This window comes from Streptomyces sp. NPDC001508 (assembly GCF_040298665.1).
Taxonomy (GTDB): domain Bacteria; phylum Actinomycetota; class Actinomycetes; order Streptomycetales; family Streptomycetaceae; genus Streptomyces.
In genome coordinates, this window is sequence record NZ_JBEPAP010000002.1 from 39,579 (window position 1) to 59,982 (window position 20,404).

Sequence of the window (20,404 nt, forward strand, 5' to 3'; positions counted from 1 at the left end):
CGGGGCGATGGCTGCCGTCAGGAAACCAGGAGGGGCGTGACGATGAGCTTGCCCCATGAGCAAGTCACCGCGTCGCTGCTCGCATGATCGATGTCCGTCCGGACGCCGTACAGAGTCCTCAACGATCAGTGTCTTCGTGTATCAGCCCGCCGGGGCCGCCCGCACGATGGCCTCGACCGCCGCCGCGATCTGCTCGTCCGTCAGGTCCGCCCGGGCCGTCAGACGCAACCGCGAGATGCCGTCGGGCACGGACGGGGGCCGGAAGCATCCTACGATCAGCCCCGCGGCCCGGCAGTCGGCGGCCCGCCTCAGCGCCGCTCATCCGACGACCCGGAACACCCACAACGTCACGACCTTGCGCACACAGGTGGAGACCTGGGCCTCCGACATCATCCGTCCCATCAAGATCACTGCGCAGTGGCCGCCAGGCATCACGGCGAGCACCGTCCGTTTCCAGGCACCGGGACTGCTGAGCGAGCCGATCCGCCCGGCCAACATGGGCTTCGGCTTCTCCTACGCCTTGCCGGTGATCGACGCCGGTCTTTTCACCGGTCCCGGAGACCTGCTGATCGTCGAGAACCCGGAGGCGCACCTCCATCCCGGTGGTCAGTCCAAGCTGGGCCGTCGGCTCACCAGCCCCGACCGGCATCGTCAGGAGGAACAGCGCGCCAAGTCACTGGTGTTCGTGGCGGCCACTCACACCCGCGATGAACTCGCCGTTACTTGGGATGGCGTCCCGCCCAGTGGTGTAGCCGATCAAGGGACCGGAACTCGCAGGCCACCGCGGGAACTTCGAACGACCGGGGCGCTCCCGGCGCCTGACCGGGCCGCTTCGCGTGCCGAGCCCAACGGAGAGATCCTCGCAAGCCAGGTTCCGGGGGCGAGGCGCGTGATCGCTTACACCACCCGGCGGGACACGACCTTACTCGGAGCGGCCGCCCGAGCTGCTTCCTGCCCAAGGACGCCACTCGCACGGCAAACAACGCCGCAGAACTTCTCTCACCCGACGGGCCCTGGTAGGGGCGGCGGCCTGACGGAGGGAGCGGTCGGAATTCTTGCAAGGCGCGTTTCGTCGACCGCCATCCGGGCCGGTCGACGCGATGACCGGGCACCGGACGACCGGGGTAAGCCCGGCTCCGGTCAAAAGTCCCAGAAACGTCCCAGAGGTGCCGCCACCTCCCTTCCCGCCTCGCATTCATGCAGGTCAACAGGGACGGTGACGGCGCTTTTCCTGGAGGCTTTCAGATGTCCCGGAAGATCTCGATCTGGGCGCCGATCGAGTTGAGGCGTTCGGCGAGGTCCTCGTAGCCGCGGTTGATGACGTAGACGTTGCGCAGCACCGACGTGCCCTCGGCGGCCATCATCGCGAGCAGGACGACCACGGCGGGGCGCAGGGCGGGCGGGCACATCATCTCGGCGGCGCGCCAGCGGGTGGGGCCCTCGACCAGGACGCGGTGCGGGTCGAGGAGTTGCAGCCGGCCGCCCAGGCGGTTGAGGTCCGTCAGGTAGATCGCGCGGTTGTCGTAGACCCAGTCGTGGATCAGTGTCTTGCCCTGGGCGACCGCCGCGATGGCCGCGAAGAAGGGCACGTTGTCGATGTTCAGGCCGGGGAACGGCATCGGGTGGATCTTGTCGATCGGCGCCTCCAGTTTGGAGGGCCGCACGGTCAGGTCCACCAGCCGGGTACGCCCGTTGTCGGCGACGTACTCGGTGGTGCGGTCGTGGTCGAGGCCCATCTCCTCCAGGACCGCGAGTTCGATCTCCAGGAACTCGATCGGCACCCGGCGCACGGTCAGTTCCGACTCGGTGACCACGGCGGCGGCCAGCAGGCTCATCGCCTCGACCGGGTCTTCGGAGGGCGAGTAGTCGACGTCGACGTCGATGGTGGGCACGCCGTACACGGTCAGCGTGGTGGTGCCGATGCCCTCGACCCGCACACCGAGTGCCTCCAGGAAGAAGCACAGGTCCTGGACCATGTAGTTGGAGGAGGCGTTGCGGATCGTGGTGACGCCGTCGTAGCGGGCGGCGGCGAGCAGCGCGTTCTCGGTGACCGTGTCGCCGCGCTCGGTCAGGACGATCGGGCGGGCGGGACGCACGGACCGGTCCACCGTGGCGTGGTACTGCCCCTCGGTGGCGGCGACCTCCAGACCGAACCGGCGTAGCGCGATCATGTGCGGTTCGATGGTGCGGGTGCCGAGGTCGCAGCCGCCGGCGTAGGGCAGCTTGAAGGCGTCCATGCGGTGCAGCAGCGGGCCGAGGAACATGATGATGGAGCGCGTGCGGACGGCCGCCGCCGCGTCGATGGCCTCAAGTTCCAGCTCGGCGGGGGGCGCGATCTCCAGGTCGACCCCGTCGTTGATCCAGCGGGTGCGGACGCCGATGGAGCTGAGCACCTCCAGCAGGCGGTACACCTCTTCGATACGGGCGACCCGGCGCAGCACCGTGCGGCCCTTGTTCAGCAGGGTGGCGCACAGCAGGGCCACACAGGCGTTCTTGCTGGTCTTCACGTCGATGGCGCCGGACAGGCGACGGCCTCCGACCACCCGGAGATGCATGGGGCCCGCGTAACCCAGCGACACGATCTCGCTGTCCAGGGCTTCGCCGATTCGGGCGATCATCTCAAGGCTGATGTTCTGGTTCCCGCGCTCGATCCGGTTGACGGCGCTCTGGCTGGTGCCGAGTGCCTCCGCGAGCTGTGCCTGTGTCCAGCCGCGGTGTTGCCGGGCGTCACGGATGAGCTTGCCGATGCGTACGAGGTAATCGTCTGCCATGAGGTTGAGGTTATCTCAGATATGAGATGGCACCCGCTGGGGGGTCCACCAGGGTGATGGGACGTCAGTGTCCCCTGATGCCACGGGAGATGCGGCGAGTTCAGGGTAACCAGACGGGGGTGACAAATCATTAGATATCCCGCTATGTCGCGCACGCGTGTCGGCTTCGAACGGCCGTGCGCATGGAGTGGTCCGAGATGGCCCGGTCCGGGCATGACCATCCGGGCCCCATGTACTAGAGTTATCTCGACATCGAGATATCCGCCGAGGGCACCACAGTCGCCACTCCGGGTAAGGGTTACCTAACTAAGGCTTACCTTAGCGGATCGGCCCCGTGGCCGTGGCGGCAGGATCGTGGTGATACGCGCACATCAATGAAGGAGACTGTCGTGTCGGCGAACAGCTTCGACGCCCGCAGCACACTGCAGGTGGGCGACGAGTCGTACGAGATTTTCCGGCTGGACAAGGTGGAGGGCTCGGCCCGCCTGCCGTACAGCCTCAAGGTCCTGCTGGAGAACCTGCTCCGCACCGAGGACGGCGCGAACATCACCGCCGACCACATCCGCGCCCTCGGCAGCTGGGACTCGAAGGCCCAGCCGTCGCAGGAGATCCAGTTCACCCCGGCCCGTGTGATCATGCAGGACTTCACCGGCGTCCCGTGCGTCGTGGACCTCGCCACCATGCGTGAGGCCGTGAAGGAACTGGGCGGCGACCCCGCCAAGATCAACCCGCTGGCCCCGGCCGAGCTGGTCATCGACCACTCCGTCATCGCCGACAAGTTCGGCACCAACGACGCCTTCAAGGCGAACGTCGACCTGGAGTACGGGCGCAACAAGGAGCGCTACCAGTTCCTGCGCTGGGGCCAGACCGCGTTCGACGAGTTCAAGGTCGTCCCGCCCGGCACCGGCATCGTTCACCAGGTGAACATCGAGCACCTGGCCCGCGTGGTGATGGTGCGCGACGGCAAGGCCTACCCGGACACCCTGGTCGGCACCGACTCGCACACCACGATGGTCAACGGCCTCGGCGTGCTCGGCTGGGGCGTCGGCGGCATCGAGGCCGAGGCCGCCATGCTCGGCCAGCCCGTCTCCATGCTCATCCCGCGCGTCGTCGGCTTCAAGCTGACCGGTGAGCTGCGGCCCGGCACCACCGCCACCGACCTCGTGCTCACCATCACCGAGATGCTGCGGGCGCACGGCGTCGTCGGCAAGTTCGTGGAGTTCTACGGCGAGGGCGTCGCCGCCACCTCGCTCGCCAACCGCGCCACCATCGGCAACATGTCGCCGGAGTTCGGCTCCACCGCCGCGATCTTCCCGATCGACGACGAGACCCTCAACTACCTGCGTCTGACCGGCCGCAGCGACCAGCAGGTCGCGCTGGTCGAGGCGTACGCCAAGGAGCAGGGTCTCTGGCTCGACCCGAAGGCCGAGCCCGACTTCTCCGAGAAGCTGGAGCTGGACCTGTCGACGGTCGTCCCGTCGATCGCCGGCCCGAAGCGCCCGCAGGACCGCATCGTCCTCGCCAACGCCGCCCAGCAGTTCAAGTCGGACGTCCTCAACTACGTGGACGTGGTGGACGAGGCGGGCAAGGAGTCCTTCCCGGCCTCCGACTCCCCGGCGGTCGCCCCGAACGGCGCCCCCTCCAACCCGGTCCAGGTCACCGCCCCCGACGGCACCACCTACACCCTCGACCACGGTGCGGTCACGGTCGCGGCCATCACTTCCTGCACCAACACCTCCAACCCGTACGTCATGGTCGCCGCCGCCCTGGTGGCCAAGAAGGCGGTGGAGAAGGGCCTGACCCGCAAGCCGTGGGTCAAGACCACTCTTGCCCCGGGCTCCAAGGTCGTCACCGACTACTTCGACAAGGCGGGCCTCACCCCCTACCTGGACAAGGTCGGCTTCAACCTCGTCGGCTACGGCTGCACCACCTGCATCGGCAACTCCGGCCCGCTGCCGGAGGAGGTCTCCAAGGCCGTCAACGACCACGACCTCGCGGTCACCTCGGTCCTGTCCGGCAACCGCAACTTCGAGGGCCGGATCAACCCCGACGTCAAGATGAACTACCTGGCCTCCCCGCCGCTGGTCGTCGCGTACGCCATCGCGGGCTCCATGAAGGTGGACATCACACGTGACGCCCTGGGCACCGACCAGGACGGCAACCCGGTCCACCTGAAGGACATCTGGCCGAGCGAGGCCGAGGTCAACGACGTCGTCGCCAACGCCATCGGCGAGGACATGTTCGCCAAGTCGTACGAGGACGTCTTCGCCGGCGACGCCCAGTGGCAGGCGCTGCCGATCCCGACCGGCAACACCTTCGAGTGGGACGCCGAGTCGACGTACGTCCGCAAGCCCCCGTACTTCGAGGGCATGGGCATGGAGCCGGCCCCGGTCGAGGACATCGCCGGCGCCCGCGTCCTGGCCAAGCTGGGCGACTCGGTCACCACCGACCACATCTCCCCGGCCGGCGCCATCAAGGCCGACACCCCGGCCGGCAAGTACCTCACCGAGCACGGTGTGGAGCGTCGTGACTTCAACAGCTACGGCTCCCGCCGCGGCAACCACGAGGTCATGATCCGCGGTACGTTCGCCAACATCCGTCTGCGCAACCAGATCGCGCCGGGCACCGAGGGCGGTTACACCCGCGACTTCACGCGGGCCGCCGAAGGCGACGCGGGCGCCCCGGTCTCCTTCATCTACGACGCCTCGCAGAACTACCAGGCCGCCGGCATCCCGCTGGTCGTCCTGGCCGGCAAGGAGTACGGCTCCGGCTCGTCCCGTGACTGGGCGGCCAAGGGCACGGCCCTGCTGGGCGTCAAGGCCGTCATCGCCGAGTCCTACGAGCGCATCCACCGCTCCAACCTCATCGGCATGGGCGTGCTGCCGCTCCAGTTCCCGGAGGGTGCCTCCGCGGAATCCCTCGGCCTGACAGGCGAGGAGACCTTCGCCGTCTCCGGCGTCACCGAACTGAACGACGGCACCACGCCGCGCACGGTCAAGGTGACCACCGACACGGGCGTCGAGTTCGACGCGGTCGTCCGCATCGACACCCCCGGTGAGGCCGACTACTACCGCAACGGCGGCATCATGCAGTACGTGCTGCGCAGCCTGATCCGCAAGTAGGCGCCGGGCGCACCGGACGCCGGGCGGCGGTCCCGGCGGCCGGCGTCCGCCACTCGCAAGGGCCGCATCCCCGCTGAAGGGGGGTGCGGCCCTTCGGCGTGTCGCCTGCGCGGCGGCCCCCTCGGCGGCTCATGTCCCGGTCATCACCGGCGCTCAGGCTGAACACAGGGTTCCCCCAGCGGACCGGGACAGGATCGGTACATGGCTGAAAATCATGGGCCGCGAACCGGCCGTCCCCGTGCGCTGACCATCCGTCGCCCCGGCTATGCCGTCGGGGACGAGGAGGGGCGAAGATGACCCGCGACCGATCGGGTACGCCGCCGGGGGGCCGTTCGCTGGGTACGCGGCTGCTGGTCGTCGTCATCGCCACGCTGGTGTCCCTGACCGCCGCGCTGACCGTTGCCACCGTGGTCGTCCAACACGCCCGGCTGTTCGGCGAGTTGGACCAGCGGGTGACGGCCGCCGCGGAGCGCGGCGTGGCCCGCGCGGCGCGCCACTCGGAAGGGGACCTGTCCTTCCTCGGCGACGGCGGGCAACCGGCGGGCATGCTCGCGGCCCGGTTCGACCCGAACGGGAAGATCCTGTCCGCGGCGGTGCTCGAACGGACCGGCGGCGACGCGGGCGGCGGCGGGACCGGCCGGGCCGGCGTGGCGGGGGAGACGGGGACGACCGGCCAGTTCGGCGAGGCAGGTTCCTTCACCCGCGCGGATCCCTCCCGGGCGCGTGCCGACGGCGCGGCGGGCGGCGCGGGACTGGGCCTGGCGATCGCGGCGGCGGTGGTGACGGCACACGGAGGCCGCATCACGGTGGAGAGCGCCCCCGGACGGACACGGTTCACGGCACGGCTGCCGAGAAAGCGCACCGCCGGCCCGACGAAGGTTCCGGTGCGGGCGGTGCAGGCGCCCGGGGGCCGGGCGGCGGGGGAGAAGCACTTGGCCGATGCGTGACGTGAGGGTCGCGCACGGGAGATCCGAGTGCGCGGGACGCAGACCGCCCGTCCCGGTGCCTCATGCCGTGGAATGGGCGAGTTCACGTGGTCGGACGGGGAAGTCACGGCAATCGGCGCCTTGTTGGGGGATGCTGAGGCCGTCGGGTGGCTTGCTCGGCGTCTGTCGTCCATGGACCGGGGGTAGGTGACCCACGGGCGCCGACCCCGGCGACCGGGTGCCTGGCGCGCCGCCCCGCCTGCCTCCGCGCGGGTCCGAGGGCGGCTCCCGGTAGCTACCCGAGTTCCGACCGGCCGAGGGCACGACGAGGGGAACGGCATCATGGCGACGGCCCTGTTCTGCGGAGACATAGCGTTCGATGTGGCGCTGCGCGTGCCCCGCTTTCCCGACCCGGACCAGAAGACGCACGCGTTCGAGCACCTGGTGAGTGCCGGAGGGGTGGCCGCCAACGCGGCGGTCGCCTGCGCCCGGCAGGGCGTCGACGCGGCGCTGCTGGCCGTCGTCGGGGACGATGTGTTCGGCGCGTACGCCACAGGCCACCTCGCGGCGCGTGGGGTCGACGTCACGGCTGTCACCACCACACCGGGCATGACCGCGCTGTCGGTGTGCACCCTGGCCGAGGACGGGGAGAAGCGACTCGTCTACACCTCGTCCGTCTCGCAATACCCCCCGCTGGAGCGGGTCCGCGACGCCGAACTGGGCGCAGTGGACTGGATCCACACCTCCTGCCTGCACCCCGAGGGCGCGGCGGTGCTCGCGGAGCGGGCGCGCACCGCCGGCATTCCGATGTCGATCGACCTGGAACCCCTCGCGCTCGCCCACGGCATGGACGCGCTCGCCCCGGCCCTGCACGGGGCTGCGGTCGTCTTCCTCAACGAGGGGACCACGGCGGAGATAGGCGATGTGCACGGCTTCGCGGCGCGCCACCGGCTCAAGTCGGTGGTACGCACCGGGGGAGTGCGCGGGGCGACGCTGACATACGGTTCCGGCGAGATCGCCGTGGCGCCGCCGCCCGTCGGCCGGATCATCGACACCACCGGTGCCGGCGACTGCCTGGCCGGCGTCTATATCGCCCGTGCCCTGTCCGGCTCGGACCCGCGCTCGGCGCTGCGCGCGGCGGTGGCCTCGGCGACGTACGCCTGCGGCCACCTCGGCGCGCAAGGCGGATACCCGGACAGACCGACGACGGACGAACTCCTCGCGGCCACGAACGCCCGGCGGCAGGAGCGAGACACGGACCTAGGGAAGCCGCAGCCCTAGAGCGCCGCCCCGCCCGACGGCGGGCCCATCGGGACGGCGCCAGGACGGTGCGTGGGCGGTGCGGCCGGCGCTTCGCGGTCATACGTGAGGCGGTACGCCGCGGGCCGTGGGCCAAGGCGGGCCGAAGGCGTCCAGCGGGCGGTCCAAGTTGAGGGCGTGCCCGTCGTGCCCCTTGTCGCCGGGCGGCTTGCCGGGCTTGTGGCGGTGCGTGGCCGGGTCGGTGCCGAGCAGCGGCCGAGAGGATGCTCAGTGCCCTGGCGGGGGCCTCAGTCGCTCTGGGCGACCGGCTCGGGACCGGCGTCGAGCGCATCGAGCACCGCGTCGCCGTTCGCCCTCGCCCACTCGGTCAGCATGTGGATCGGCTCGATCAGCGTCGCCCCGAGCGGGGTGAGTTCGTACTCGACGCGGGGCGGCGCCTCGGCGTAGGCGTGGCGGCGGATGAGTCCCTGCGCTTCGAGCCGTCGCAGTGTCTGGGTGAGCATCTTGCGGGAGATGCCGCCGATCAGCTCGATCAGCTCGCCATGGCGCACCGGGCCCCTGCTGAGGCCGTAGAGCACGACCACCGTCCACTTGTCGGCGATCAGCTCGACCGCCAGACGCGCCGGACAGTCGGCGAGAAAGGGATCACCGGGACCGAAACCGCTCATGGCGCCAAAGGTTACCTGCTGGTTCCTGTCGGAAACCTAGCCTGGGTTCTCTCCCCCCTTCCAAAGCCAGGAGAGTCATGCGAGTCATCACCCAGCAGACGTTCGGCGGTCCCGAGGTGCTCACCGTCGTGGACGCGCCCGAGCCCCGGCCCCTCCCGACCGAGGTTCTCGTCCGGGTCAAGGCGATCGGGCTGAACCCGCTGGAGGCGCGGCTGCGCGCCGGCGAGTTCCCGCTGATCGGCCGGCCGCCGTTCATCCTCGGCTGGGACATCAGCGGCGTGGTCGAGGAGGCGCAGACGGGGCGGTTCAGGCCCGGCGACGAGGTGTTCGGGATGCCGCTGTTCCCGCGGGCGGCGAGCGCGTACGCCGAGCTGGTGTCGGCGCCGGCGTTGCACCTGGCGCGCAAGCCGGCGTCGCTCTCGCACGTCGAGGCGTCGGCGTTGCCGATCGTCGGGCTGACGGCGTGGCAGGGCCTCGTCGATCTCGGCGGTGTGACCGAGGGCGACCGCGTCCTGGTCCACGGCGGTGGTGGCGGGGTCGGCCACGTCGCGATCCAGATCGCGAAAGCGCTCGGCGCGCATGTGACCGCGACCGCAAGCGGGAGCAAGCGGGCGTTCGTCGAGGGGTTGGGCGCCGACGAGGTGATCGACTACACGGCGGTCGACTTCACCGAGGCGGTCCGCGACATCGACGTCGTGCTCGACACGATCGGCGGTGACACCGTCCAGAGGTCGCTCGAAGTGCTCCGCCCGGGCGGTCACTTGGTGACGGCGGTCGCCGAGGAGGATGCGAAGCTCGTCGCCACGTACGAGGCGGCCGGCATGCGCTTCACCGGCATCGCGGTCGACCCCGATCCGGTCGCCCTGCGAGGTCTCGTCGAACTCGTCGAACAGGGCAGGCTCCGGGTCCATGTGCAGGAGACGTTCCCGTTCGAGTGTGTCGCCGACGCGCACCGGCTGCTCGACGGCGGTCACCTCCAGGGCAAGCTCGTCCTCACCGTCTGATTCCGACATGGGCCTCGCGTGCCTCCGTTCGGATCGTCGGCATCAACCGCCGCACCCGCACGTCTTCACCCTCGCCGTCGGCTGACCGTACGGCAGCGCGGGCGGCCTGCGACGATGGTGCGATGACCGACGGACCTCGCCCCGCGGGCCGCCTCGCGCTGCACCCGGACACCCGCGGCGTCACCCTGGACGGCCGCACGGTGCGGCTGAGCCGCAAGGAGTTCCAGATCCTCGCGCTCCTCGTGGCGGAGCCGGACACCGTGCACACCGCGGCCGAACTGGCCCGGCGCGTCTGGGACTTCCTGCTGCCGCCGGGCGGTGAGCCGGCCATCGACGTCGAGGTCGCCCGGCTCCGCGCCAAGCTCGGCCACCCGCCGTTCCTGCACAGTGTCCACGGCGAGGGGCACCGACTCGTCTCGTCCGCGCTGTACACGGCGGGGCCCGCACAGGCCGAAGGGGCGGACCCGGAGTGATTCCGGGTCCGCCCCTCGCTGCCGGCGGTGCGGGTCAGGCCAGCAGTTCCACCTCCGCGAGCGTCGACTGACCGTCCAGGACCAGCCGGTACCCGGTGTAGGTGCCCGGCGAGAAAATCGTGAACGCCCTGGTCTGCCGGTTCCAGCTGAACGACTCGCCGGAGCGCTTGTCCAGGGTCCGCCAGGTCGTGCCGTCCGTGGAGCCCTGGAGGGTCCAGCCGGCCGGTGCCTTCGTGCGGTCCGTGGACGAGGTCAGCGTGTACTGGAGCGCCTTGGCGGCGGCGCCGACCGGCAGGTCGACGGTGGTGACCGCCGCGTCCGTCGCCGATGTGTCGTCGAACAGCGCGCCCTCCCCCTTCAGCACGTCCGCGCGCGGCGTCGGCACCTTGTCGTCCTGGGCGATGGAGACCGGGCCGGCGTTCTTGCCCGTGCCCCACCTGGACGGCTTGGCGCCCATGTCGAAGCTGAGCACCCCGCCCTTGGCCAGCACCGAGTGGGGCAGCGAAGTCGACGTCCAGGAACGGCCGTTGACCTTCAGACCCTGCACATACACGTTCTTCGCGCTGTTCTTGGGCGCGTCGACCACCAGGTCCCGGCCGTTCTCCAGGTGGACCGTGACCTTCTTGAACAGCGGGGAGCCGATGGCGTACTCGCCGCTGCCCATGACCAGCGGGTAGAAACCGAGCGCGGAGAACAGGTACCAGCCGGACATCTCGCCGTTGTCCTCGTCGCCCGGGTAGCCCTGGCCTATCTCACTGCCCACATACAGCCGGGACAGCGCCTGGCGCACCAGCGCCTGCGTCTTCCACGGCTGACCCGCCGCGTCATACATGTACAGCGCGTGGTGCGAGGGCTGGTTGGACTGCCCGTGCATGCCCATGCGGACGTCGCGGGCCTCGGTCATCTCGTGGATGATCCCGCCGTACGAGCCGACGACCTCGGGCGAGGCCGTCTCCGGTGTGGAGAAGTATGTGTCGAGCTTGTCGGCGAGAGCGGACCGGCCGCCGTAGAGGCCCGCCAGGCCCCGGCTGTCCTGCGGCACGGTGAACGCGTAGCCCCAGCCGTTGGTCTCCGTGTAGTCGTAGCCCCACACGCGCGGGTCGTACTTCGCCGAGTCGATGCGCCAGTCGCCCCCCGCGTCACGGCCCTGGAAGAAGCCCGCCCGGGAGTCGAAGAGGTTCACATAGTCCTGGGCGCGGTCGAGGAAGTACTGCGACTCCTCCTTGTAGCGCTTCTCGCCCGTCTTCCTGTACAGGGCCTCGCCCATCTTGGCGATGCCGTAGTCGTTGAGGTAGCCCTCCATCGCCCAGGACAGGCCCTCGCCGGTGGCGGTGCTGGTGTAGCCGAGGAACGGCGAGGTGGCCATGCCCTTGCGGCCCACGCCGGAGGACGGCGGCACGACGGTCGCGTTCTTCAGGGCCGCCTCGTAGGCCGCCTTGCCGTCGAACTTCACGCCCTTGACGTAGGCGTCGGCGAACGCGACGTCCGAGGAGGTGCCGGTCATCAGATCCGCGTAGCCGGGGGAGGACCAGCGGGAGGTCCAGCCGCCGTCCTTGTACTGCTGCACGAACCCGTCGACCATCTCCCCTGCCTGATGGGGCGTCAGGAACGAGTACGCGGGCCAGGTCGTCCGGTAGGTGTCCCAGAAGCCGTTGTTGATGTACACCTTGCCGTCGACGATTTTCGCACCCGTGTGGGTCGGGGTGTCCTGGCCCGGCATCGGGGAGAACGGCGAGGCGTACTGGTACTTCGAACCGACCTTCTCGAAGCCGGAGTTCGGGTACAGGTACAGCCGGTACAGGCTGGAGTACAGGGTGGTCAGCCGGTCGGGTGTCGCGCCCTCCACCTCGACGCGGCCGAGCACCTTGTCCCAGGCGCGCTGGGCCCGCGACCTGACCGTGTCGAAGGACGTGCCGCCGGGGATCTCCTGACGCAGGTTGTCCTTCGCCTGGTCGACGCTGATCAGCGAGGTCGCCAGGCGCAGTGTGACGGTGCGGTCGGCACCCGCGTCGAACCGCAGATAACCCTTGACCCCGCCCACGTCGCCCGCGGTGACCGGCTTGTCGAAGACGCCGTAGACGAACAGCCGGGCGGCGCCCGCCGACAGGCCCGACTTCACGTCGGAGTAGCCGGTGACGATCCCGTGCTCCTTGTCGAGCGTCAGGCCCGCCTGGTCGGTGACGTTGTCGAAGAGCACGCTCGCGTCGTCGCCCGGGTAGGTGAAGCGCAGCGCCGCCGCGTGGTCGGTCGGCGCCATCTCCGCCTTGAGGCCGTTCTCGAAGCGGACGCCGTAGTAGTACGGCCGCGCGGTCTCGTTCTCGTGCCGGAACGCCAGCGCCCGTGCGGTGCGGCCGGTGTCCGGGGTGCCGGCCGCGGCGGACGGCATCACCTGGAAGGTCTGCCGGTCACCCATCCAGGGGCTCGGCTCGTGGCTCGCGCTGAACGCCTGGATCGTCGGCAGGTTGGCGTCGTTGTTCGCCCGGGCGTACTCGTACAGCCAGCTGAGCGAGGACGCGTTGGTCACCGGGGTCCAGAAGTTGAAACCGTGGGGCACCGCGGTCGCCGGGAAGTTGTTGCCGCGCGAGAAGCTGCCGCTGGAGTTGGTGCCGCGGGTGGTCAGCGCGTAGTCGGACAGATGCGCCTTGGGCTTGTCCGGGGCGGCCTCCCGCAGTGCCACGTCGTCGAGCCAGCCGCGGAACTTCGCCGGTCCGGTGGGGGAGTCGTAGGCCAGCAGGATCCGGTCGACGGTCCTGCCCGCGGCGACCGAGCCGATCCGCGACTCCACGTTGTTCCACTGGTTGACGTACAGCACCTTCGCCGCGCCCTGCCCCCGCGGGGACAGCGCGAAGCCGTGCTGGTCCCTCGCGCCCAGACCGCTGAGGTGGGTGCCGTCGGTGAAGGCCAGGTCCACGGAGACATTGGTGGCGTCGTAGTCGCGGTCGCCGTCGGCCATGGCCGGGAAGATCCGGTACGACAGCCGGGTGTCGCGGCCGACCTTCACGTTCACGTCGAAGACCTTGTTGTACGAGTAGGCGCGCCCGTCCGCGGTGTGCCGTCCCGCGTATCTGAGGGCCCGTTTGCCGGTGAATCCGGCACCCGCCTTGGCGGTCGGCGAGCCGCTCGGCCCGCGGTCGATCAGCGAGAGCATGTCCTGCGGGACCGGGTTGTCGCCGCCGCCCGTGGAGAACTGGACGTCCGCGAGCTGCAGGATCCCCGACGCGCCGTTGTTCTTCGTCACGTCGAGCCGGAAGTGCCGGTACTCGGCCGGCTCGGCGAGGTCGTACGACTTGGTCTTCAAACGCTCCGAGAAGGTCTCGCCGGAGCGGGTGTCGAGGGTCTTCCAGTCCTTGCCGTCCGTGGAGCCCTCAAGGGTCCAGTCCCTCGGGTCGCGTTCGGCGTGGTCGTTGGCCGATGTCAGGGCGTACGTCACCAGCTTGACCGGCTTGTCCAGGTCGAACTCCACCCAGCCGGCCGGCTGGAAGGCGAGCCACTTGCTGCTCGGCTCACCGTCGACGAGATTCTCCTTCACCTCCCCGCCGCCGGTGTTCTCGGCGCTCGCGCGCACCTCGGTGACGTGGTCGGTGACGTTCCCCGGGATGCCGGTGCTGTAGCCGCCGTCGACGCCCGAGGCGCGCTTGGCCCCGTCCGGTCCCGTGTCCACCGTGTTCAGCCAGTCCGGCGCCGGATCGTCCGCCTCGAACGAGGACGCGAACTCCCGGTCCGCGGCCGGTGCCTCGGCGGGCAGGGCGACGGCCGCTCCCTGCGCACCCGCTGCCATGACGAAGGCGGTCGTCAGCACGACCGCCGGTCCCCATCTGTACCGAGCTTTCCGCTGCATCTACGGAAACCCTCCCTGCGCTGATCAGACAACGTTGTCCAACTTGCTGCGCAGGAACCAGTAGGGAGTCAAGTGACCGATGATGTCAAGGGTGTTGCCTGCGGCATTCGGGGCTTTATGTCGCGGATTTTTCCGGCAAGGCATCCACAGGCGGCGCATATTTCCGTGAGGTCTCAACTCGGAAAAGACCCATGGCCAACCTTGCGTTCGATCTTGCTCAGCCGACGGGAAGTGGACTATACCTGTCGGCGTTTCCTGCACGACCCAGCGCTACCCGACCGCGGTGCCGGGGAGGATCCGGTTCACCGCCTGAGTCCTGGAGAAGGCGAGGACTTGAGCATGGGATCCACTTCCGCAGCGAACCACGGTGACGGTGGCGTAGGCCGCCGCGACCTCATCAGGCGGTCCGCCGCACTCGGTCTGCTCACCCTTCCCACGGCGGGCTTCCTGTCCGCCTGCGCGAGCAGCGGTGGCGACAGCCAGGACAAGGCGAAAGCGGGCAAGAAGTCGGCGAAGAACCCGCTCGCCGTCAACGACACCGCGCAGATGGAATTCGTCCTGTTCGACGGCGGCTTCGGCAAGGAGTACGCCGAGGACGCGGTGAAGATCTACGAAAAGGACTTCCCGAAGGCCACGGTGAAGTTCTCCGCCACCCAGAAGATCCAGTCGACGCTCCAGCCGCGCTTCAACCAGGGCAATCCGCCGGACCTCATCGACAACTCGGGCGCCGAGCAGATGGACATGGGCGTCCTGGTCGGCAAGAACCAGCTCGCCGACCTCACCCCGCTGCTCGACGCCCCCTCCTACGACGACCCGGCCAAGAAGGTCCGCGACACGCTGCGTCCCGGCATCGTCGAGATGGGCCAGTTCGACGGCGACCCGGTCTGGATCTTCTACTACGCCTACACGGTGTACGGCGTCTGGTACTCGCAAAAGGCCCTGGACACGCTCGACGAGCAGTACCCCGAGACCTGGGACCAGATGCTCGCGGTCTGCGAGAAGGCCAAGAAGAAGGGCATGGCGGGCTGGACCTACGCGGGCAAGTACCCGTACTACATCCCCTTCTCGCTCTACCCGATGATCGGCAAGGTGGGCGGCCGGGAAGTGCTCGACGCGATCGACAACCTCGAACCGAACGCCTGGAAGCACCCGGCGGTCAAAGCCTGTTTCGAGGCCTACCACGAGCTGTACAAGAAGGGCTACATCCTCAAGGGCACCCCCGGCCTCGACCACATCCAGTCGCAGACCGCCTGGGCCCAGGGCAAGGCCCTGTTCCTGCCGAACGGCTCCTGGGTGGAGAACGAGTCGGCGAACGTCATTCCGAAGGACTTCGACCTGGCCGTCTCGGCGCCCACCGGCCTCGACTCCTCCGACAAGATGCCGTTCGGCACGATCTGGGCCTCCGGCGGCGAGCCCTTCGTCGTTCCGGCCAAGGCGAAGAACGGCGCGGGCGGCATGGAACAGCTGCGCATCATGCTCAGCGAGGCCTCCTCGAAGAACTTCACCGCCAAGGTGAAGTCGCTGACCGCGTTCAACGGCGGCACCACCGGAATCACCCTGACCCCGGGCCTCGAGTCCGGTGTCGCCGCACTGGACAAGGCCGGCCAGAACGTGGTCAACCCGCGGCTCCAGGACTGGTACGTGAAGCTCCAGAAGGAGCAGATCGGGGTGTCCGGGCTCGGCGAGATGATGGCGGGCCGCATGACCCCCGCCGAGGCCATCAAGAAGATCCAGGGCTTCGCCGACGAGGCCGCCAAGGACACGTCGATCAAGCACTACAAGCACCAGTGACGATCCGTCACCGGGGCCTGTCCGGCGGCACCCGCCGGGCAGGCCCCGGCGGCGCCCGCGCACAGATCGGGGTCGGCAGTAATGCAGCACGGTAAATACCGGTTCATCGTGGGGTTCCTGGCGGCGCCGCTCGGGCTCTACGCGCTCTTCGTCGTATGGCCCTTCATCCAGTCCATCTACTACTCCTTCACGGACTGGACCGGGCTGAGCCCCGACTTCAAGATGGTGGGCTTCGACAACTACCAGCGGATGTTCGACGACGAGATCTTCTGGAAGTCGTTGCAGCACAGTCTGCTGTTCGCGGTCCTGCTCCCGCTGGTGACGATCAGCCTCGCGCTGTTCTTCTCCTTCATGATCAATGTGGGCGGCCGGCGCCGCAGGGGCGGACCGGTCGTCTCCGGCGTCCGCGGCTCCTCCTTCTACAAGATCGTCTACTTCTTCCCCCAGGTGCTGTCCATCGCGATCGTCGCGCTGCTGTTCGCTTTCGCGTACAACCCGGACAGCGGCGCCCTCAACTCGGTGCTGCGCGGCCTCGGTCTCGACGGCGTCCAGCCGCTGTGGCTGGGCGACCCGAACCTCGCGCTGTGGTGCGTGATGGCGGTACTCGTCTGGTCGACGGTCGGCTTCTTCGTGGTCCTGTTCTCGGCGGGCATGGCGTCGATCCCCGCCGACCTGTACGAGGCGGCCCTGCTGGACGGGGCGAGCGGCTTCACCACGTTCTTCCGCATCACCCTTCCGCTGCTGTGGGACACCGTGCAGTCGGGCTGGGTCTATATGGGCATCCTCGCGCTGGGCGCCGAGTCCTTCGCGGTCGTGCAGATCATGACGACCGGGCCGGGCGGCCCCGACTACTCGACGACCGTGATGGTCCTGTACGTGTACCAGAAGGCGTTCCGGGACGGTCAGGCCGCCTACGCCACCACCATCGGCGTCGCCCTGCTCGTCGTCACCCTCGCCTTCGCGGCGATCGTGATGCGGCTGGGCCGTCGCGAGCGGCTGGAGTTCTGAGCATATGAAGACGACCGAGACCCCCGCCCTCCCGCCGGCCGAGTCCGGCGCGCCGGTCGGCAAGGCGGACGTGCCCTCCGCCGGGCGGCCCGGGCGGAAGAAGGAGGGCCATGTCCTCAACGCCTTCTCGCACGGCTTTCTGATCCTGTGGGCCGTCATGGTGGTCATGCCGCTGCTGTGGGCGGTGATGACGTCCTTCAAGGACGACCGTTCGATCTTCAGCTCGCCGTGGGCGCTGCCGGACAAGCTGCACTTCGACAACTGGTCGCGGGCCTGGACGCAGGCCAACATGAGCGACTACTTTCTCAACACCGTTCTGGTGGTGGGCGGTTCACTGATCGGCACGCTGGTCCTCGGCTCGATGGCGGCGTACGTCCTCGCCCGCTTCGACTTCCCCGGCAACCGGTTCATCTACTACCTGTTCATCGGCGGCATGAGCTTCCCGATCATGCTAGCGCTGGTCCCGCTGTTCTACGTCGTGAACAACATGGGGCTGCTGAACACCATCCACGGCCTGATCCTGGTCTACATCGCGTACTCGCTGCCGTTCACGGTGTTCTTCCTGACGGCGTTCTTCCGTACGCTGCCGACGTCGGTGGCGGAGGCGGCCTTCGTGGACGGTGCGTCCCACTCCCGGACGTTCTTCCAGATCATGCTGCCCATGGCCAAGCCCGGCCTGATCAGCGTGGGCATCTTCAACTTCCTCGGCCAGTGGAACCAGTACATGCTCCCGACGGTGCTCAACACCGATCCGGACAAGCGTGTCCTGACCCAGGGCCTGGTCCAACTCGCCGCGAGCCAGGGCTACAAGGGCGACTGGTCCGGCCTCTTCGCGGGCCTGGTCATGGCGATGCTGCCGGTGCTGGCGGCGTACATCGTCTTCCAGCGCCAGGTGGTGCAGGGGCTGACCGCCGGGGCGCTGAAGTAGCGCACCTGAAGCCCGACCCCCGGACGGCGATTCCAGCCGCCCCGGGGGCGTGCCGTGCCCCTGCCGGCGGCGCCGTGCGCACCCGGCCCCGGTGCGGGTCTCTGGGGCGGCCCGTGAGGGCGGGGCTTGCCCGGCTGGGGTTCGCGCGCCGCGGTTAGGGGCGGATGCGGGGGGACGCGACGAGGATGACGCCGAGGGTCAGCGCGGCGGGGATGGCCGCGTGCCCGCTGGGGAAGCTCCCCTCAAGGAGGGTTTCGGGCGCGCCCACCAGATCGGGGCGGGGCAGGAGGGCCTTGAGCACTTCCTTGCTCCCGATCGTGACCACGACGACCGCGACCGCCGCGCACCCCTGCCACCAGCACCTGCGCACCACGGTCACGAACGCGATGACACCCAGGCCCACGACCAGGGTTTTGATGTGGCTCAATTCCAGCGGTGGCAGGGGCGTCGAGCCGTAGGCAGCTCCCGACCAGGGATAGATCCATGCATGCTTCCGGGTGTCTTCACCGAGATCGAACAAGGCGTTCTCCGTTCGTTGCCCGAACGGAGTGCAGACAGCGAGCAGGTAGACCGCCAGGAACCCCAGGGAGTACAGCAGAGCCGGGGTCCACGACCGTGTCGCCCGCGAGGGGCAGGGGCCGGCCGGCGCTTCCGGGGCCGCGCCGGGGCCGTCCGGCCCGTGCGTGGAGAGGGCCGAGCGATCTTGCTGGGTCATCGCCTTCTCTGTTCTTCCCGGGGGAGAGAGGTCACTGTTCGTGGAGCGACCGGCTCTGCCGGCGCTGGGCGGCGATCGCCAGGACCGGGAGGGGTGCGATCAGGACAGGAGGGGGAGGACCACCAGGTCCGGCAGGGACTGCATGAACCCGTCCGGCTGGGCGACGATCGCCTGGATACGGATGAAGGCCACCGTCGCGACGGGGATCAGCCATCGGTGGTCGCCGGTGGCGGCCGTCGCCACCCACGCGGCGATCAGCGCGGCGACCTCGAGGGCGAACAGGCCGCGTTGGAAGGCCGGGCTGACGGCGGTGATGTGCAGGCTCCCGGCGACGGACATGGCGAGCACGACGGGGGGCCGGCCAGCGGTACGGGTGGCGCCGCAGCCGGCCAGGACGGCAGACCGGGTCGGCGGAGGGGGTCGATGGGGGCGCCGCCCTGCTCCGGGGTGGCGTGAGCATGCCCGGAGGATGTCCGGGGCGCGACCGACCAAGTGCCGGCGATTTACGTCAAGGACTTGACGGCGGCAACCCCTACAGAAGAGCTTGGAGTTCATAACTTGTAAGTGGCCCGGTTCGTGGATGTGACCTGGGCCACGGGTGGCGCAGGGGCCGCCCGGCCGATGGCGGGAGTGGATGAGTCGATGGAGACTCCGGGGTCGCAGTCGTCGCTGCACCGAGCCAACCTGGAAAGAGTCGTACGGGCGGTGCGACTGGCCGGGTCGCTCACGCAGGCGGAGATCGCGCGGACGACCGGCCTGTCCGCGGCGACGGTCTCCAATATCGTGCGGGAACTCAAGGACGGCGGAACCGTCGAGGTCACACCGACGTCGGCGGGCGGCAGGCGGGCCCGCAGCGTCTCGCTGAGCGGAGACGCCGGGATCGTCATAGGCGTGGATTTCGGCCACACCCATCTGCGCGTCGCGATCGGGAACCTCGCGCACCAGGTACTGGCGGAGGAGTCCGCGCCGCTGGACGTCGACGCCTCCTCCACGCAGGGCTTCGACCGGGCCGAGCAACTGGTCAACCGGCTGATCGACGCGACCGGCGTCGACCGGTCCAAGGTGGCGGGTGTGGGCGTCGGCGTGCCCGGCCCCATCGACGTCGAGTCGGGCACCCTGGGCTCCACCGCCATCCTTCCGGGCTGGTCCGGCACCAGGCCGGCCGAGGAGCTGCGGGGGCGGCTCGGCGTACCGGTGCACGTGGACAACGACGCCAACCTGGGCGCACTCGGCGAGCTGGTCTGGGGCAGCGGCCGGGGCGTGCGAGACCTGGCGTACATCAAGGTCGCCAGCGGCGTCGGCGCCGGTCTGGTGATCAACGGCAAGATCTACCGGGGCCCCGGCGGCACCGCGGGCGAGATCGGGCACATCACGCTCGACGAGGGCGGCCCGGTCTGCCGCTGCGGCAACCGCGGCTGCCTGGAGACGTTCACGGCCGCGCGCTATGTGCTCCCGCTGCTCCAGCCGAGCCACGGCACCGGCCTGACCATGGAGGACGTCGTACGGCTGGCCCGGGACGGCGACCCGGGCTGCCGCCGGGTGGTCGCCGACGTGGGCCGCCACATCGGCAGCGGGGTGGCCAACCTGTGCAACCTGCTGAACCCCAACCGGGTGGTGCTCGGCGGCGACCTCGCCGAGGCCGGCGAGCTGGTGCTCGGGCCCATCAGGGAGTCGGTCGGGCGCTACGCCATCCCCAGCGCCGCGCGTCAGCTCTCCGTGCTTCCCGGCGCGCTCGGCGGGCGCGCCGAGGTGCTCGGGGCGCTCGCCCTGGCGCTCAGCGAGATGGGGGATTCAACCCTTTTGGACGGCACCTTGTCGACGGCTACACCCGCCTTCACTTAGAAAACGGCTGACACCGTTGCCATCTCGTTAAGGATTTACTTCTTGACGTCCCACGGGC

Annotated in this window: 13 protein-coding genes and 3 pseudogenes; 9 read left to right on the forward strand and 7 right to left on the reverse strand. The window is 69.4% G+C overall.

Annotation, left to right across the window (positions count from 1 at the left end; all coding sequences use genetic code 11):
* Positions 1 to 141 precede the first annotated feature (141 nt).
* The 3 genes and pseudogenes from ABT245_RS02410 to ABT245_RS02420 all read right to left on the reverse strand — a co-directional run.
* Positions 142 to 318 (reverse strand): annotated as a pseudogene (locus tag ABT245_RS02410) (8-amino-7-oxononanoate synthase); the annotation flags it as partial.
* Positions 319 to 498, reverse strand: a complete 180-nt coding sequence (locus ABT245_RS02415) for a hypothetical protein (RefSeq protein WP_351727830.1) — start codon at positions 496 to 498, stop codon at positions 319 to 321.
* A 743-nt stretch (positions 499 to 1,241) separates the two neighbouring features.
* Positions 1,242 to 2,771, reverse strand: coding sequence for a helix-turn-helix domain-containing protein (locus ABT245_RS02420; protein ID WP_351727831.1), 1,530 nt, complete (start codon positions 2,769 to 2,771; stop codon positions 1,242 to 1,244).
* A gap of 389 nt (positions 2,772 to 3,160) precedes the next feature.
* On the opposite strand from ABT245_RS02420, the gene acnA reads away from it, so the two are divergent.
* The 3 genes from acnA to ABT245_RS02435 all read left to right on the forward strand — a co-directional run bounded on the left by acnA (position 3,161) and on the right by ABT245_RS02435 (position 8,100).
* Complete coding sequence (gene acnA / locus ABT245_RS02425) at positions 3,161 to 5,893, forward strand: aconitate hydratase AcnA (RefSeq protein ID WP_351727833.1); 2,733 nt, start codon at positions 3,161 to 3,163, stop codon at positions 5,891 to 5,893.
* 293 nt (positions 5,894 to 6,186) lie between these two features.
* Positions 6,187 to 6,840 carry an ATP-binding protein gene (locus tag ABT245_RS02430; protein ID WP_351727834.1) on the forward strand — a complete coding sequence of 218 codons (654 nt, stop codon included), beginning with the start codon at positions 6,187 to 6,189 and terminating at the stop codon, positions 6,838 to 6,840.
* 321 nt (positions 6,841 to 7,161) lie between these two features.
* Positions 7,162 to 8,100, forward strand: a complete 939-nt coding sequence (locus ABT245_RS02435) for a carbohydrate kinase family protein (protein ID WP_351727835.1) — start codon at positions 7,162 to 7,164, stop codon at positions 8,098 to 8,100.
* A 266-nt stretch (positions 8,101 to 8,366) separates the two neighbouring features.
* Here ABT245_RS02435 and ABT245_RS02440 read toward each other — a convergent pair whose 3' ends face one another.
* Positions 8,367 to 8,747 carry a winged helix-turn-helix transcriptional regulator gene (locus ABT245_RS02440; RefSeq protein WP_351727836.1) on the reverse strand — a complete coding sequence of 127 codons (381 nt, stop codon included), beginning with the start codon at positions 8,745 to 8,747 and terminating at the stop codon, positions 8,367 to 8,369.
* A gap of 77 nt (positions 8,748 to 8,824) precedes the next feature.
* Between ABT245_RS02440 and ABT245_RS02445 the strand changes: the two genes are divergently transcribed.
* Both ABT245_RS02445 and ABT245_RS02450 read left to right on the forward strand, forming a co-directional pair.
* Positions 8,825 to 9,751, forward strand: coding sequence for an NADP-dependent oxidoreductase (locus ABT245_RS02445; RefSeq protein ID WP_351727837.1), 927 nt, complete (start codon positions 8,825 to 8,827; stop codon positions 9,749 to 9,751).
* Positions 9,752 to 9,873: 122 nt separating this feature from the next.
* Entirely contained in the window at positions 9,874 to 10,224 is a 351-nt protein-coding gene (locus tag ABT245_RS02450; protein WP_351727839.1) for a winged helix-turn-helix domain-containing protein, read from the forward strand.
* Between the two features lie 34 nt (positions 10,225 to 10,258).
* Here the strand turns inward: ABT245_RS02450 and ABT245_RS02455 are convergent, their stop codons facing one another.
* Positions 10,259 to 14,062: a GH92 family glycosyl hydrolase gene (locus tag ABT245_RS02455; protein WP_351727840.1), complete on the reverse strand. Its 3,804-nt coding sequence runs from the start codon at positions 14,060 to 14,062 to the stop codon at positions 10,259 to 10,261.
* A 339-nt stretch (positions 14,063 to 14,401) separates the two neighbouring features.
* On the opposite strand from ABT245_RS02455, the gene ngcE reads away from it, so the two are divergent.
* The 3 genes from ngcE (at position 14,402) to ABT245_RS02470 (ending at position 17,789) form a co-directional block, all read left to right on the forward strand.
* Positions 14,402 to 15,853: an N-acetylglucosamine/diacetylchitobiose ABC transporter substrate-binding protein gene (gene ngcE, locus ABT245_RS02460; RefSeq protein WP_351727842.1), complete on the forward strand. Its 1,452-nt coding sequence runs from the start codon at positions 14,402 to 14,404 to the stop codon at positions 15,851 to 15,853.
* 81 nt (positions 15,854 to 15,934) lie between these two features.
* Complete coding sequence (locus tag ABT245_RS02465) at positions 15,935 to 16,861, forward strand: carbohydrate ABC transporter permease (protein WP_351727843.1); 927 nt, start codon at positions 15,935 to 15,937, stop codon at positions 16,859 to 16,861.
* A gap of 4 nt (positions 16,862 to 16,865) precedes the next feature.
* Positions 16,866 to 17,789 (forward strand): carbohydrate ABC transporter permease, encoded by a 924-nt coding sequence (locus tag ABT245_RS02470; RefSeq protein ID WP_351727844.1) that lies wholly within the window; start codon positions 16,866 to 16,868, stop codon positions 17,787 to 17,789.
* Between the two features lie 157 nt (positions 17,790 to 17,946).
* Here ABT245_RS02470 and ABT245_RS02475 read toward each other — a convergent pair.
* Positions 17,947 to 18,504: pseudogene (locus ABT245_RS02475) on the reverse strand (phosphatase PAP2 family protein); the annotation flags it as partial.
* A gap of 31 nt (positions 18,505 to 18,535) precedes the next feature.
* A pseudogene (locus ABT245_RS02480) lies at positions 18,536 to 18,904 on the reverse strand (hypothetical protein); the annotation flags it as partial.
* A 242-nt stretch (positions 18,905 to 19,146) separates the two neighbouring features.
* On the opposite strand from ABT245_RS02480, the gene ABT245_RS02485 reads away from it, so the two are divergent.
* Positions 19,147 to 20,346, forward strand: a complete 1,200-nt coding sequence (locus ABT245_RS02485; protein ID WP_351727846.1) for an ROK family transcriptional regulator — start codon at positions 19,147 to 19,149, stop codon at positions 20,344 to 20,346.
* Positions 20,347 to 20,404 lie beyond the last annotated feature (58 nt).